General features: G+C 34.3%; 8 protein-coding genes. 6 read left to right on the plus strand and 2 right to left on the minus strand.

The genetic code is table 11. The annotated features are described in order from the left end of the window. Position 1 precedes the first annotated feature (1 nt). Positions 2–523, minus strand: coding sequence for a DUF5004 domain-containing protein (locus tag A9D35_RS03640; RefSeq protein WP_066219173.1), 522 nt, complete (start codon positions 521–523; stop codon positions 2–4). A 486-nt stretch (positions 524–1009) separates the two neighbouring features. On the opposite strand from A9D35_RS03640, the gene A9D35_RS03645 reads away from it, so the two are divergent. The 6 genes from A9D35_RS03645 (at position 1010) to A9D35_RS03665 (ending at position 13767) form a co-directional block, all read left to right on the plus strand. Then, the gene (locus tag A9D35_RS03645; RefSeq protein ID WP_066219176.1) at positions 1010–2677 is read left to right on the plus strand and encodes a tetratricopeptide repeat protein; all 1668 of its coding nucleotides are present in this window, start codon (positions 1010–1012) and stop codon (positions 2675–2677) included. A 233-nt stretch (positions 2678–2910) separates the two neighbouring features. Continuing rightward, on the plus strand, positions 2911–3051 hold the full coding sequence (locus A9D35_RS18650) for a hypothetical protein (protein WP_159427036.1): 141 nt from the start codon (positions 2911–2913) through the stop codon (positions 3049–3051). A 14-nt stretch (positions 3052–3065) separates the two neighbouring features. After that, positions 3066–10538 carry a S8 family serine peptidase gene (locus A9D35_RS03650; RefSeq protein WP_066219178.1) on the plus strand — a complete coding sequence of 2491 codons (7473 nt, stop codon included), beginning with the start codon at positions 3066–3068 and terminating at the stop codon, positions 10536–10538. A 438-nt stretch (positions 10539–10976) separates the two neighbouring features. Beyond that, a complete protein-coding gene (gene proC, locus A9D35_RS03655; protein WP_066219180.1) occupies positions 10977–11783 on the plus strand; it encodes a pyrroline-5-carboxylate reductase in 807 nt (268 codons plus the stop codon). 46 nt (positions 11784–11829) lie between these two features. Beyond that, positions 11830–12558 (plus strand): glutamate 5-kinase, encoded by a 729-nt coding sequence (gene proB, locus A9D35_RS03660; protein ID WP_066219183.1) that lies wholly within the window; start codon positions 11830–11832, stop codon positions 12556–12558. A 9-nt stretch (positions 12559–12567) separates the two neighbouring features. Further along, positions 12568–13767 carry a glutamate-5-semialdehyde dehydrogenase gene (locus A9D35_RS03665; RefSeq protein WP_066219186.1) on the plus strand — a complete coding sequence of 400 codons (1200 nt, stop codon included), beginning with the start codon at positions 12568–12570 and terminating at the stop codon, positions 13765–13767. A gap of 893 nt (positions 13768–14660) precedes the next feature. On the opposite strand, the gene A9D35_RS03670 is transcribed toward A9D35_RS03665, so the two are convergent. Further along, positions 14661–16049: a sugar transferase gene (locus tag A9D35_RS03670; protein WP_066219189.1), complete on the minus strand. Its 1389-nt coding sequence runs from the start codon at positions 16047–16049 to the stop codon at positions 14661–14663. Positions 16050–16264 lie beyond the last annotated feature (215 nt).

Raw genomic sequence — 16264 nt, forward strand, 5'->3', positions numbered from 1 at the left:
TTTAGTTGTTAGCTGTTAAGTTAAATGTGTAAGAAACAAAGGCCACACCGTCGGCAACACGTACAAGCTGAACTTGCATTTCGCGATTACTACCAGGGACAGAGATTACTTTTAAATCGTCTGTTTTTTCAACTCTAGATTCATCTTTAAACAAATGAATTAACAAAGGTGTACCATTAGTTTGCTGGAAAAGGTCGCTCAAAGACCAAAATCCGCTTGGCTCGAAAAGTGGAGGAACATCTCCAATAACTTCGTATGTAGTTGGATTCATATTTCCATCTACATTAAAGTTAATTTGAAAAGTGTCGTAATTAAATAAAGTAGATAAGTTTTGCTCGTCTGGTTTTATGGCGTTCGACTTAGCAAATTCATCAACCATCTTTAAATTCATCAAACTCCAACTACCATTTATTTTTTCATAAATTGTAATAGGATTGACATAATTACCATCGTCTGAATCATTACAGCCCCAAAAGCTTAATGCCATACAAACAAGAAGTAACTTTAAAGTAAATTTTCTCATACAGTTTGGTTTATTAATTAGTTATTTGTTTCACTTTATTCTGTGATATTCAAATGTATTTGGTATTTAAAGGGAAAGAAAAATATTATTAAAAAATCAAGATGATTTTTAATAGACACAAAACATAATTAACTTATTTTCAGTATTTTAAACTTAAATAAAGAATAACAAAATCAAGATAAATCATTTAAAAATCAAGAATAAAAACAAGAGTTAAATCATAAAATCATCAATTTTACCTCTATTTTTTTACGAATCACACATTAAAACACAACTTAAATTACACTTTTATGTTTTAAAAGCATATTTTTAAACAATACACTAATTTAATGCCTAATAATATGATTTTAAGCAAAAAAATCACCACAAATAGCCATTCCTTAGATGGTATATTTCTAAAAAATAATTTTGAAATTTTAGAAACTACAATTTAAATTGTTTAGTTTTTTTAAAAGACTTTTCTTTGTAAAGAACCCTTTTTAATCTATGCATTCCCAATTTTATAAACATACTGTATTATATATCTACTTCTGTTTCCTTGCTTTCAGTACAATAACTACTGCTCAAAACATAGATAGTTTAAAACAAGTATATAATAACCTAACAAAAGACACAGACAAGGTTAATATTTTACATAAAATTGGAGATTATTATAATGCTAAAAATTTAGACTCTTCTCTTTTCTTTCATAAAGAAGCCCTAGTATATGCGGAAAAATCAGATAGTGATAGTTTAATTGCAAAAAGCAATTCTAACTTGGCAATCGTGTACCTTATGAAAGGGAAATTGGATATTTCCATGAGTCATGTATTACAATCCTTAAAATTTTATGAAACACAGGATGATGTAAAGGGTATCGTAAAAAGTCTGAATAACATTGCTTTAATCCATTTTTACCAATCTAAATTTGAAGATGCTTTATTGAATTATAATAAATCTTTTGAAATGGTTGACAAAAGTGCTGAATTAAGCACTAAACAAAAGGCAAATTACAAAGGACAAATTCTAAATAACATTGGTATTATTTACGATAACCAAGAAAATTTAAATAAAGCCTTAGAATACTACACCAAGGCATCTACCTTTAGTAAAACTGCAGAAGACAGCAAAACGGTAGCTTCCATTAATTCGAATATCGGACTTATTTATTTAAAGATGGATAAATACGATCTCGCCGAAGGCTATTTTAATGAATCTTTAGACTTAAGAATATCGGAAAAAGACAATTTCGGGCAATGTAAATCGTATCAACATTTAGGAAATTTATATAAAGCCAAAGGCGATTTAACGACATCGGAAAAGTATTTAGAGTTAGGTCTTCAAAAATGTAGCGAAGCAAATGCTAGCCGAGCAAGAGCACAAATTTTATCTATTTTAAGCGAAACCAACGCACTACAAAACAATTACCAAAAAGCCTATAATTATCATGTATCCTTCTCTACGCTACAAGATAGTTTATCTAATAGCGAAGTTCACAGAAAAATTACAGAGGCAGAAATGCAATTTAAATTCGATAAAGAAGTCCAAGAGAAGGAAGCCCAAATTCAAAAAAGACAATTCATATATATCATCATTGCCATTGTACTGGTATTAGGCTGTTTAATTTTTATTACACTATATTTTCTCTCTAAAACCAAAGCAAAAAACCAAAAATTACTTACAGAAAAAGTCGATTTAGAAAATAAAGAATTATCTCTTCGCAAATTAAATCTTGAACAAGAGCTAGAAACCAGAAGTAAAGATTTAACTACTAATGTGATGTATTTAATTAAAAAGAACGAACTTATTAGTGAAATTTCTCTACGCTTAATTGCCCTTAAACGCGATATGAAAAAGGAAAACCAAAAAGATATCCAGAAAATTATAATGGATCTTCAAACCGCTAAAGACGATGCCATTTGGGATGAGTTTGAAGTCCGTTTTAATCAAGTGTATAATGAATTTTACGAGCGTTTAAACGAGCGCTTTCCTAACTTAACGAGCAACGAAAAAAAGATTTGTGCCTTCTTAAAATTGAATCTTACCTCTAAAGAAATCTGTACGCTTACCAGACAATCTACTAACAGTTTAAACGTGGCCAGAACACGCCTTAGAAAGAAACTTGGTTTAAATAATACCCAAGTTAATTTAACTACTTTTCTAGAAAATATTTAATATTTTCTTAATGGCACCCTATGTTTTTCGCCAGAAACACAGGTTTTCACACAGGCAATTCCATAAAAACTTTCACTACCTAAAGCACTATTTAACAATAAGTTAACTCGCCCTGTATTACTAATGTAATACAGGTGAGCAAGTATGTACATGCTTTGTAATTGTTATTTTTTCTTCAAACCTCAATTTTATCATTAATTAGTTCACATAACAGTTCAAAAATTTAACTAATAATGCAAAAACAAGATGATAAAAAACCTCCCCGAGACCTAGAGAAAGATGATAAAAAATTAAAGGAAATCATCAAAAAAAGAGAAGACCAAACTTCTGCTCTAAAGAAAATTTTAGACCAATTCAAAAATAACAATAACTAAAAACAATTACGTAAATGGTAAACAATTACAAAAGTAATATTCGAGCAGGCTTATTAGTACTGCTATTATTTTGTACCGCCCTTTCGTTCGGGCAAACACCCCAATCTTATAATAACAAAGGTGAATTACAAGGGGTGGTTAGAATTAAAGTCACAAAACCTGTGGCTACAATATTAAAAACAGCCCCTTTACAAACGCAAAGAGGTATTGTTACAACAGGAATTTCGGCAATAGACGAAGTTTCTAAACAAAGTCAAGCAACACATTTAACACGATTATTCCCAGAAAATCCTAATCCTAGATTAGAAGCTAAATTGCGTAAGCATGGTTTAGATTTATGGTACGAAGTACAAATAAACCCTAACCAAGATGCTGCCGAGGTTGCTAGACAATATCAACATCTAGGCGATGTAACCGTTGCAGAAACAGAACGTTTAAAGGTATTATCAAACTATACAACTATAGAAAAATTAGGGACTATAAATACCTTAAATACAGCGCCATTTAACGATCCTTATTTAAAAGACCAATGGCATTATAATAATACTGGGCAAACCGGATATTCTGGTGCCGATATCAATCTTTTTAAAGCTTGGGAAGCAACAGCAGGAAGCAGTGATATTATTGTATCTGTTCACGATGAAGGGATTGATATTGAACATGAAGACCTTAAAGATAATATTTGGATTAATGAAGCCGAATTAAACGGTACAGACGGTGTAGATGATGATGGAAATGGTTATATCGATGATGTTTACGGTTGGAATTTTGCCAGTAGAAACAATGTCATCGACCCAGACCCACATGGTACGCATGTAGCAGGAACCGTATCAGCCGTTAACAATAATGGTATTGGAGTTAGTGGTGTAGCTGGTGGTACTGGTAATAACGATGGTGTTAAAATTATGTCTCTAAAAATTATTGGAGGAACTAGTAACGCTGCAAACTCTTATATATATGCTGCCAACAATGGAGCCATAATTTCTCAGAACAGTTGGGGATATACAGTTCCTGGTAATACAGAACAAGCCGTAAGAGATGCTATTAATTACTTTATTGCTGAAGCTGGAGATTTCCCAGGTAGCCCAATGAAAGGTGGTATTGTTGTCTTTGCCGCTGGAAACGACGACTACGATGCCGAATGGTATCCAGGATTCTATCCAGAAGTATTAACCGTTAGCGCTTTAGGTCCAGAAGGTATTAAGGCTAGTTATTCTAACTTTGGAACTTGGGTAGATATCGCTGCCCCAGGAGGAAATTCAGGAGTATATGGTTCTGCTAGTGGGGTATTAAGTACCTTACCAGGAGATAAAATAGGATATTTAGATGGTACTTCCATGGCGTGTCCTCACATTTCAGGGATTGCTGCTTTAGCCATAGCTAATGAAACGAAGCAAATTACAGCAGACGAGTTACTAAATAAATTATTGACTGGAACCCGAAACATAGACCATTTAAACCCTGATTATATTGGAAAACTTGGGGAATTATCTGATGCCTTTTTATCCATTCAAAATGATTTAAAAATCGCTCCTGAAACTATTACAGATTTAACTGTAGATGGTGTATCTCAAGAATTTGCTACACTGTCTTGGACTGTACCTAACGATCAAGATGATACAAAGCCTCTTAGTTTTGAGTTGTATTATAGCGAAAATGAAATCACGAATGAAAATTTGGCGAGTGCTACAAAGCTTACAATTAAAAACACTAGCGACCAAGGAGAGAAAATAACGTATACGGTTGAAGATTTATATGGTTTAACTACCTATCATTTTGCGGTACTGGCGTTAGATAGATGGGGTAACAAATCTACTTTATCTAATCCAGTATCTGGAACTACAAATTCAGGTCCACAAATAAATGTAGACGAGAATAGTAAAGCTATTACTATAGATGTAGATGCTGCTACAAACCTACTTACAGGAACTCATGATATTAATATATTAAACGAAGCGGAAGGTATTCTAAAATGGGAATACGAGGCAAGACATAAAACAACTTCTTTATCTTATAACAGAACATCGGCATACCAAGTAAAGGGTAAAACTAAATCTGCCACAGCTGCAAAGGTTGGAATGCAAGAACTTCCAGGAACTAAATCGAAAGCCAATGCTATTCCAGCTCCTATGCAATTCGAGAGAGAAATATTAAAGTATTATTATTATGAGAGCGATATAATTGGAGAAGAAGACTTAGAAGTGCCTAACTCGTCTGCCACTAAATTTATGGTTAACAACGAGAAAGGCTTTAACCTAACCCATGTTCAGGCTTTTCTAAATTTCGATCCAGCTTTAGGTCCTGTGGTCATAGAAATTTATAAGGGAGAACAACTTAATAAAGGAAATTTAATATTTAGCCAAGAGTATACCTATTATGCTCACGAAAGACATTGGGCATATGCGCAATTAAACGAACAATTATTTTTTGAAAATGGTGAAACTTTTTGGGTAGTATTTCATGCTCCTTCAGGCAATTTATATCCTTTAGGTATTGGGCCAATGTTAGATCCTGAATCAAATTCATTCAATTATTGCTTTATGTCTTTTGATGGTGGTTCAACTTGGAGTAAATTATCAGATGCTATTAATAGTGAAGATTTTGTTTGGACTACTGCTGCATTTAGCCAAAATGAATATTTAGGCGAATACCTAACTCTAGACCCAGAATCTGGTCAGGTTTCAGGAAACTCAGATGCTATAACTACGCTTACTGCAGACGGATCAAACTTAATTAATGGTAATTATAAGGCCAATGTTATTCTAAAATCTAACGACGGAAAACAGCCAGAATATAGATTACCTGTAACGCTTAACGTCACTAATCATGAACCTGAATTAAGTGCTGTTAGCCAATTAAATTTTGGCAGTGTGTTTCAAGGAAAAGAAAAAGAGTTAACCTTTACCCTATCTAATGTTGGTTTAGGAAACTTCTCTAATATTACTGTAATGAGTACGAATCCTCAATTCGAATTAGTAGGATATGCACCGTGGCAAATTGCAGCAAAACAATTTGTAGATGTTACCGTAAAATATACACCGGGAGCAAATATAGGTAACGACAATGGTGTTTTAAACATTACCTCGTCTAGCACTTCTAAAAATGCGAAAGTTATTTTATTTGGTGTAAGTACAGAACCAGGAAAAATGGTGGTAACACCAGAAGAACAAACCGTAGATAATATCACTATTGGCGATCCTGTATCTGCTAAAATTACTGTTAAAAACGAAGGTGCTTCTACCCTAAGTTACTTTATTCCAAATTTCGATACAAACGGCATAAGTAACGACTGGGAAGATAGTTATAGTACAGCAGGATATAAAGTTAGAACTAATCATCAAGGCGACACCTCTCCTATAGATTATGAATACGAAGATATTTCTGCTACTGGAGAAAATATTACTCAGTATTTTAAAGATAATGGTAATGTTTATAAAACTGTAGAGTTAGATTTTAATTTCCCATATTACAAACACCAAGATCTTCGTACGTTATATATTGCTCGAGGCGGATTTACAACCTTCGATAATACATATAACCCGATAAATAGTCCAACTATTGGTGGTGCCCCATGGACACCAAAAGGTTATATCTCTGTTCTAGGTACGTATGTAGACCTAACAGATGGTGGTGCTGTTTACTACGAAATGAAACCAGACCGTATAATCGTACAATACGATAACATTAATGATGGTTACTGGGGGAATACTATTAGTGCACAAATGGTGTTATTTAAAAACGGAAACATTCGTTTTTACTATAATGATGTTAACTTCACAGAGGATGTTTTATCTTATTTAAATATCCTAATCGAAGATTACGATCAAACAGAAGGTATTTTATATAATTCTTTTGACAAAACACAACCTATTTATACAGGTATGGCTCTTGGATTCGATTACCCTGGTCCAGACATTATTACAAGCATTACTAATGGTAGTGGCGTATTATTACCTGGAGATTCTGCAGAGTTAAATATAAATTTATCTACAGATATTTTAAGCGAAGGGATTACAAATCGTTATATAAATATTATTTCTAACGATCCTAAATCGCCACAATCAATTGCCTTAGTTAAATTAAATGTAACAGACGGCGGTACTCCTGATGTAGCCATTTCTCATACAGAAATTGATTTCGGATCTGTATTTCAAGGTTTAAAAACTTCAAGACAATTTGTATTAAACAACAAAGGTAATGCAGATGCAACTATTACAGATTTTACACAAAGTACAAATAGTTTTAATATTACTGGCGAGACTTCTGGTACTATTGCTTCAAGCTCTATTTTAACCTTTGATGTAGAATTCCCTACCGATGTACTTGGAGATTTTAACGACATGGTAAGCATTACAACAGACGATGGGTCTACCTTCAATGTTAATATTAAAGGTTCTGTTATAGATCCACCTGCGATTGATGTAGACTTAACTGCAATTTCAGAAACTTTAAATCATGGCGAAAAAGCGTCTCATGAGCTTACAATTACAAATCCTGGAAAGGCAAACTTAGAGGTTGTTGCCTCAGGTAACCAATGGTTATCGTTTGGAGATCAAGCAAAACTGTCTAGTAATTTACCAAACTTAACTTATGCAGTAGACACCTACAATACAGGTGAAAACTACAATTGGTTAGATATTAGAAGTCCAGAAACTCAACTTCCTTTTATAACAGAGGACATTTTCGATCCGAAAGAATATTACAGAACAGTTAATTTAACCCGTCCTATTCAATTTTATGGCGAAGAATATTCAACCATTTTTATTGCAGAGAATGGAGCTATTTATTTCGATATGCCTTCAGATGTTATTTTAAGTGGGGAGACAATTCCTACAGAATATACAGATAAAATCATAGCACCTTACTGGACTTTTGGAAGCTTTAACACCCTTCTATTCGAACCTCATGAAGTTGGTATTTTCTATACATCAGACGAATTTAAAACGGTTATTTCTTGGGAATATATAGTTGATAATTTTGGAGGAATAGGTGCCCCAATGTCGGCTCAAGTTATTTTCTATAATAACGGTTCAATGAAATTCCAATATAAAGTAAACGGAAATTTAGATGTTGCTTCGAGCTACACCCTTATTGGTGTTCAAAATAATGACAAAAATGATGCCGTATTAATTTCTATGAAAAGTAGAATTCCACATGGTAATGGTTTAGCTTATATTTTATCGCCTGCAGAAAAGCAAATTATCGAACCTGGTAAAAGCTTTACTGGCCATATAAATATAGATGCTGGAAGTGTATATGCTGGAACGTATAACGGTAATTTAAAATTAAGAACGAATGTTCCTAATCAAGACACTTTAGATAAGCCTATAAACCTTACTGTAATTGGAGATGCAGAAATTTCACCTTCTGTAGATGCTATCGCATTTGGTAGTATTATGGCTTACACCACAGAAAATGGTCCTAAATCTTACATGCGCAGTTTCGATATTACCAATACAGGTGTTGCAACTTTAGACCTTACTGCTGTTACTATTCAGGACACCCCAGAAGATTATGTCTTAGAAATGTATGTGTATGATGATTGGTTTGGTTCTTGGGTATGGACCAACGTAAACTTTGTATGGAACTGGCCTAGTTTAGCTCCTAGCGAAACTGCTAAATTCCGTGTTACTTACGCTCCTAAAGATGCCGGAGAAGTTTCTAATACTATTAATATAACAAGTAGTTTACATAACTTACAATTACCTTTAACCGCTACAGTAATCTTACCTCCTGTACTTGGTTTAGACACAACAGAAGTATACAGTACTATCGCTACTGCTACCGGTACAGATAGTCAAGTGGCGACATTTAACAATGCTGCAGGTAAAGGCGATTTAATGTTCGAAGTAAGTTTAGATTATTTAAGAGCACCATTAAAAACATCGTCTGTAACTACTCCAGAAACAACAGAATCTTTTGCAAACAATAAACATTTAGCATTACACGCAAAAAATGCTGAAAACAATACAATTGCAACAAACTCTGTTAATGATTTTGAAAATGTGTTATCTCATGACTCTAAAACATACCCAGATACTTTTATGGGCTTTAATGGAGTAACAGATTTTATTAGCGGAACACGTTTTAATGCTGGTCCAAATGGTTTTAGCTTATCTCATGTACAAACTTATCTTAAAGCAGATGAGTTATTAGAAGGTACTATAGATTATGAAATTAGATCTGGTGGTACTACAATAAGTAATGCTACAGTAATAGGTAGTGGTAGTTTTAATTATTCTATAACCGATGGAGTTGATGCTGAAATTATTGGTGCATTAAATGAAACGTTTCATTTTTATCCAAATGAAGACTTTTACATCATTCTAACATATCCATTCGAATTAAAATTCCCTCAAAGTGTTGCATACGATGTGGACTATTCTGCAGGTAGATTTACAACTTTAGATAGCAATAAATGGTACGATTTACAGGAAGGATATCCAGATTACGGTTGGATGGTACGTGCCTTAGAGCAAACACACACTTCTAACGCTTGGGTTGTTTTACAAGATGTTAATAATAACACGATAAACATTGGAGCATCACAAGATATCAACTTAGATTTCTTTGCAGAGTTCGCAAACCCTGGTGTTCAACATGCGCAATTAGTTGTTAAAAGTAACGACCCGTTTAACTCGGTAGCACAAATACCTGTGACTTTAAACGTTAACCAAGCTCCTAGTTTCGAAACCAAGCCTGAGTTAATCATGGTCCTTGAAGGAGAAACTAAAATGTCTAGCTTAATGTTGAAGGATTATGAAAACGACGACATCTCGGTTAGTATTGCAAACGCTCCAGAATGGTTAACATACACGGTAAATGCGAATACCTTAAATCTGGAATTAACTCCAGATTATGGTACTGCAGGTGTTTATGAAGTAGCTGTAACACTTACAGATAGCAATAATGCCGCTGCAACAGAAATGTTAAACATTGAGGTGATGCACTCTAACAGAGCACCAGAAGCACTTGAAGTTGAAGACTTATATTACAAAGACCTTAATGTATTCGACAATCAAAGCTTTAGTCGTTATTTTGTAGATCCTGATGGCGATGCTATGACATACCAAATCACGGTAGAAGATCCGAGTATTGTAACGGCATTCACTTCTGGCGACGAGTTTGTAATTAAAACAATTGCTGAAGGGGTTACAACCTTACATATAATGGCTACAGACGCTTACGGTGCGGTAACAGAAATTGATGTGATGGTTTACGTAGGACAAAATTTAAGTATCGGAGATCAAGATAAAATCGATCTTAACTTATTCCCTAACCCAGCAACAGATGTTTTAAACATCACCTCTAATATAACTTTAGATCAAGTTGAAGTATACAATATTAGCGGTCAAATAATTATTAGCACAGATTTAGATGCAGTTAATAAAACAGATTTAGATGTTTCTAATTTAGAAAGTGGCGTTTACTTTGTAAAAGCCATATCTAAAAACAAGAGCTCTATCTTTAAATTTATTAAGCAATAATTTAATTGTAATCAATTCCCTCATGGCTTCTAGTTAATGAGGGAATTTTAAATTCATTTAAACCAAGTGATACCCCTATTTAATTAGAATTTTTGTTTTGAAAATCCGTTCGGTGAAAATCGAACGGATTTTTTTGTGTTTTAATCTTTAAAAATCACAGTAATTATCATCATAAAAAGCGTCAAAATAACATCCCTAATTAAGCCTCAAAACCACATCAATTTCTATCAAAAAAGTCTACAAAATTAGTCGGGTAATATAGAGTTTCCCTATACAAGGTATAAAGCCTAGTTATTACAAATTTCACAATATATCCTCAAAATACTTTCATATTCCTAAAAATACCCCCTAAAAATGGCATTAAAACGCTCAGATTTTGATAATCCATATAATTTACTAGTTTGTACCTATCATTAATTTAATAATAAAAATAACGTAATGAAATTATTAGTAATTGGAGCCGGAAACATGGGTCTAACCTATGCCGAAGCCATGTCGAAATCTAAGCTTCTTAAAAAAAGAAACATTATGATTTTGGACAACTCCGACGAGAAGCTCGAAAGTTTAGAAAAAATCTCACATTTCGATGTCTTCAAAAATCCAAAAGACTGCGTACCACAGGCAGATTTAATTTTTCTAGCAGTAAAGCCTTATCATGCCGACGAGCTTTTTGCTAAAATGGCACCCTTAGTCACTAAAGGTCAAATTGTAATCTCTTTAATGGCTGGAGTCACAATAAGTCATATTCAAACGGCCTTAGATTTAGCCAAAGTTGTTCGTACTATGCCAAACCTTCCAGCTAAAGTTGGTAAAGGACTTACCTCCTACACCGCTTCAGACGAAGTGACGCGTATAGAACTTTTAACTATAGAAAACCTGTTAAATACCACAGGAAAATCCATTAAAGTAAGTAGCGAAAATTATATCGATGCTTCTACAGGTATTTCTGGATCTGGTCCTGCATACGTTTTTTACTTTATGCAAAGTATGCTAGAAGCCGCTTTACAAATGGGCTTTTCAGAAAAAAATTCTAAAATATTAGTGAGTCAAACCTTTACCGGTGCCATAGACTTGTTTAACCAAGAAGACCTTTCTCCAAATACCTGGATGGAACGTGTTGCGTCTAAAGGAGGTACAACCCGTGCTGCTTTAGATAGTATGGACGATAATAATGTAAATGAATTAATCAAGGAGGCTGCTTTTGCTGCCTTTAATAGAGCTATAGAATTAGGTGCAGACAAATAAAACAAAATACAAACAACGAATCGTCATTAAAGTTGGAACCAACGTAATGACCAATAGAGACAACAGAATTGTAAGACCGGTGCTAGACCGTTTAGTCAAGCAAATTGCAGAACTATACGAGCGTGATATTATTACCGTCCTCGTATCATCTGGTTCTGTAATTGCAGGTATGGAGGTTTTAGGACATTCAGACATTAAAGACAAAGCGTCTAGACGTCAAGTATATTCCGCTATCGGGCAACCCCGAATGATGCGTTTATACTACAACATTTTTCACGATTACGGAATGAAATGTGCGCAGGTGTTACCTACTAAAAACGATTTCGATCCGGGGGAACATCGTCGCAATATGCAAAACTGTTACGAAAATTTATTAGCAGAAGGCGTTATTCCTATTGCAAATGAAGATGATACCGTATCTTTATCGCACGCCATGTTTTCTGATAACGATGAGCTAGCTAGCTTAATCGCCGAGATGATTGACGCCGATAAACTTATCATACTTACAGATATAGATGGGCTGTATGATGGGCATCCAGATGCCGATGATTCCTCATTAGTAGGAGAAGTTGGTATTAACGAAAACGTAAATCACTTTATAAGTGATAGTAATAAAGGTGAAGCTGAAGGCCGAGGTGGTATGTTATCAAAATTAAACTACGCCAAACAAACAGCTGCAAAAAATATTCCTACCATTATCGCTAATGGAAAAAGCGAAAACACCATCATCGATATTATAGATGGTAAAGCCGTAGGAACAAAAGTTGAAATTTAAAAAACAAAGATGAAATTATTAAAAACCGACTTAAAAAATAAAGTACTACAATCCATGATTAATTTAATGGATAATAATAGAGCTTTACTTTTAAGCGCGAACAAGAAAGATTTAGAAGCATTTAAAAAAGACGACCAAGCCATGTACGATCGGTTAATCGTAGATGACAAAAAGATAGACGGTATGATAACCGCGGTTACCGAGGTTATGCAACAAGACGACCCGATTGGAAAAACCATTTCGCATCGTGTGTTAGACGACGGATTGGAAATTACCAATAAAACAGCTCCTTTTGGAACAATCATGATTATTTACGAATCGCGACCAGATGTTACCATAGAAGCAGCGGTATTGGCCTTTAAAGCCAATAATAAAATATTCCTTAAAGGAGGAAAAGAAGCCATACACAGTAATAAAGTGTTGGTAGAGTTTTGGCACAAAGCCTTAACCGAAAACGGATTAGACACCAGCTGGATACAGCTTTTAACCCTAAACCGAGAAGAAACGCAGGCCTTCTTAAAAAATCCTACAGAACCATTAGACCTAATCGTACCACGCGGTGGCGAACGTTTAATACAATTTGTAAAAGAACACGCCCGTTGTGCCGTATTGGTGAGCGGCCGTGGTAACAATTTTCTTTTTATCGATAAAACTGCCGATTGGGATAAAACCCTTAAGGTAATTTTAAACGCTAAAACAGATAAAATTTCGGCTTGTAATGCCTTAGATAAAATTCTTGTCCATAAAGACATTCCAAATTACGAAGCCAAATTAAAAGACCTAGAAACCACTTTAAAAGCTAAAGAGGTTACCATCTTAGTCGATGCTAAAACACAGCAGGTTTTAAGCGATGAAGCCCTTATACCTAACGAAGACGTTTGGTATGAAGAATTTTTATCGTTAAAATGCTGTATCGGTACAGTAGATAGTTTAGATGCCGCTATAGAAACTATTAATACGTTTTCTGGCGGACATTCAGCAACCATAATGACAAATAACAAAGAAAAAGCTATTCAATTTATGGAAAATGTAGACTGTGCAGCCGTGTACCAAAATGCCTCTACCCGTTTCACCGATGGTGGAAAAATGGGCGTTGGTGCCGAACTTGCCATTAGTACAGACAAACTACATCACAGAGGTCCGTTAGGACTTAAAGAATTAGTAACTAATAAATATTATATTTTTGGCGACGGACATGTACGCGTGTAACCCAAAGTAATATTTTCATTATAGAACTCAAAGGCTGCTTTTTTAAGTGGCCTTTTGTTTTTGTAGAAACAAGATGCAAGAGTCAAGATGCAAGAGTCAAGAATCAAGAGTCAAGAGTCAAGAGTCAAGAGTCAAGAGTCAAGATAATTAAGTTCGAATTAGGCAAATAACTAATCGAGAAGCAATTAAAAAAGTAAAGCTTATTCAGGCTAGATCAAACAAACAACTAAGAACTAACGACTAACAACCTAACTCATTTCGATACACTGTAATTCCGTTTCTCTGCATTACAGCACTCAATGACCAGGTGTCAATGTAATAATTAACTAATTTGAAAATGTAGCAATTTGATATTTTGAAAACAGGGTTCTCTCTAACAACTAACAACTAAGAACTAACTCATTTCGATACACTGTAATTCCGCTTCTCTACATTACAGCACTCAATGACCAGGTGTCAATCTAATAATTCACTAATTTAAAAATGTAACAATTTGATATTTTGAAAACGGATTCCTCTAAAGACTAACAACTAAGAACTAAAATCACTTCCCCCATTTCGATACACTATAATTCCGTTTCTCTGCATTACAGCACTCTATGACCAGGTGTCAATATAATAATTTACTAATTTGAAAATGTTGCAATTTGATATTTTGAAAACGCATTCCTCTAAAGACTTACAACTAAGAACTAAGAACTAACGACTAACGACTAACAACCTAACTCATTTCGATACACTGTAATTCCGTTTCTCTCCATTACAGCACTCAATGACCAGGTGTCAATGTTATAATTAACTAATTTAAAAATGTAGCAATTTGATATTTTGAAAACGGAGTTCCTCCAACAACTAACGACTAACAACTAACGACTAACAACTAAAAACCTAACTCACTGCCCTCTAAAGAAAATAACGGCACTTACTGTTTTAACCATAATATTTAAATCCAAGAAAAAACTACGATGCTTAATATAAAACAAATCGTATTGCAACTTCATTAAGCTATCGGCTACCGATTCACCATAGCGAATCTTTACCTGTGCCCACCCCGTAAGCCCAGGTTTAATCATTTGTCGTGCTTCATAAAAGGGAATCACCTCAGCCAATTCCTTTACAAATTTTGGACGTTCGGGTCTCGGACCAATTAAGCTCATATCCCCTTTTAAAATATTGATACACTGCGGAATTTCATCTATTCGTGTCAATCTTAAAAACTTTCCAAAGGCTGTGATACGGGCATCGTTTTTAGTCGCCCAAACGGCACCGTTTGTCTCGGCATCCACCACCATGGTTCTAAATTTTATAATCGAAAATAAGTGTCCGTGAAGGCCAACACGTTCTTGCCTATAAAATAAGGGACCGCGATTCCCGATGGCATTTCCTAGTAATACAAAGGGAAGAATTAAAAGACCTACTACACACCCAATTAATGCCGATGCTTTATCGAATAGCCAGCGCTGTAATAAATACAGTTTGTTTTTATTATTCCTACTAAACGGAAAATATTTATAAAAATCCTTTCCTAAATATTGCACCGGGATTCTATTAGTCATTTCCTCAAAGGCCTGAGTATATTCCCGTATAGGAAAACCACGTTCTAAAAGAAACATGAGTTCTTGGTACAAGGCCGGCGTAATTAATTCGGAATTATAGGTAGCTACCACAACTTCAGAAACCTGATGTTTTGCTATCACCTCATTTAAAGCTTCAGGAGCATAAGCTTTAGCCAATTTAGGCAAAGGGTTTGTTGTTTGAGTTTCACAATTAATAAAACCTACTATATTATAATTAGGATCTACTTCCCGAAACGCTTTTACAATATCATCAATATGGCCGGGTTCTCCAACAAGTAATACATGCTTGTAAAATCTTGGACTGGCAATTAGCTTAATGTAGAACATGCGCCAAACAATGATCCCCCCAAGAATTCCTAGAAAAAAATATAAAATCTGTATACGTTTTACGGGTAGAAAAGGTGTAAATATTGGTGTCATTAAATAAAATCCCACCACTACCATGGACATTACAAACACATTGGGTAGAGTCGATTCTAAGGCACTAGATTTCCGAAGGTCGTAAATTTCAAAAACAGTACCGAATATTGTAATATAAACCACAAGTACAATCACCCACGACCAATTCTCATCTGTAATAGTAAAGTAATCAAAGGAAAAAAAATGACTCAATCCAAACAATACAGCTAGTGCCATTATAAGATCTACCACACGCAAGAGAATCTTCCGTTCAGAAATATTGAAAGAGATAGGGGTTTTATTCATAGACTAATAGCAATTTCGAAGTAAATATATGAATTACAATGATACATTCGAGACATATCCAAATAATCTAGAACTTTTAAGACTTAACATTATCAATAAAAATTATAAGCCATATCCTTAAATTAGGCCGGCTAATAAAACACCATTTTAACATTTACGCAAAACTGACGCAAAAACATCCATTAAATACAAATAACGCCTCTATTTATATTATA

Origin of the sequence: Formosa haliotis (genome assembly GCF_001685485.1) — a bacterium.
Taxonomy (GTDB): Bacteria; Bacteroidota; Bacteroidia; order Flavobacteriales; family Flavobacteriaceae; genus Formosa; species Formosa haliotis.

What these genes read in the sequence shown, in the direction of transcription:
- A9D35_RS03640 (WP_066219173.1), bottom strand. Translation starts at nt 523, where the DNA reads ATGAGAAAATTTACTTTAAAGTTACTTCTTGTTTGTATGGCATTAAGC.
- A9D35_RS03645 (WP_066219176.1), top strand. Translation starts at nt 1,010, where the DNA reads ATGCATTCCCAATTTTATAAACATACTGTATTATATATCTACTTCTGT.
- A9D35_RS18650 (WP_159427036.1), top strand. Translation starts at nt 2,911, where the DNA reads ATGCAAAAACAAGATGATAAAAAACCTCCCCGAGACCTAGAGAAAGAT.
- A9D35_RS03650 (WP_066219178.1), top strand. Translation starts at nt 3,066, where the DNA reads ATGGTAAACAATTACAAAAGTAATATTCGAGCAGGCTTATTAGTACTG.
- proC (WP_066219180.1), top strand. Translation starts at nt 10,977, where the DNA reads ATGAAATTATTAGTAATTGGAGCCGGAAACATGGGTCTAACCTATGCC.
- proB (WP_066219183.1), top strand. Translation starts at nt 11,830, where the DNA reads ATGACCAATAGAGACAACAGAATTGTAAGACCGGTGCTAGACCGTTTA.
- A9D35_RS03665 (WP_066219186.1), top strand. Translation starts at nt 12,568, where the DNA reads ATGAAATTATTAAAAACCGACTTAAAAAATAAAGTACTACAATCCATG.
- A9D35_RS03670 (WP_066219189.1), bottom strand. Translation starts at nt 16,049, where the DNA reads ATGAATAAAACCCCTATCTCTTTCAATATTTCTGAACGGAAGATTCTC.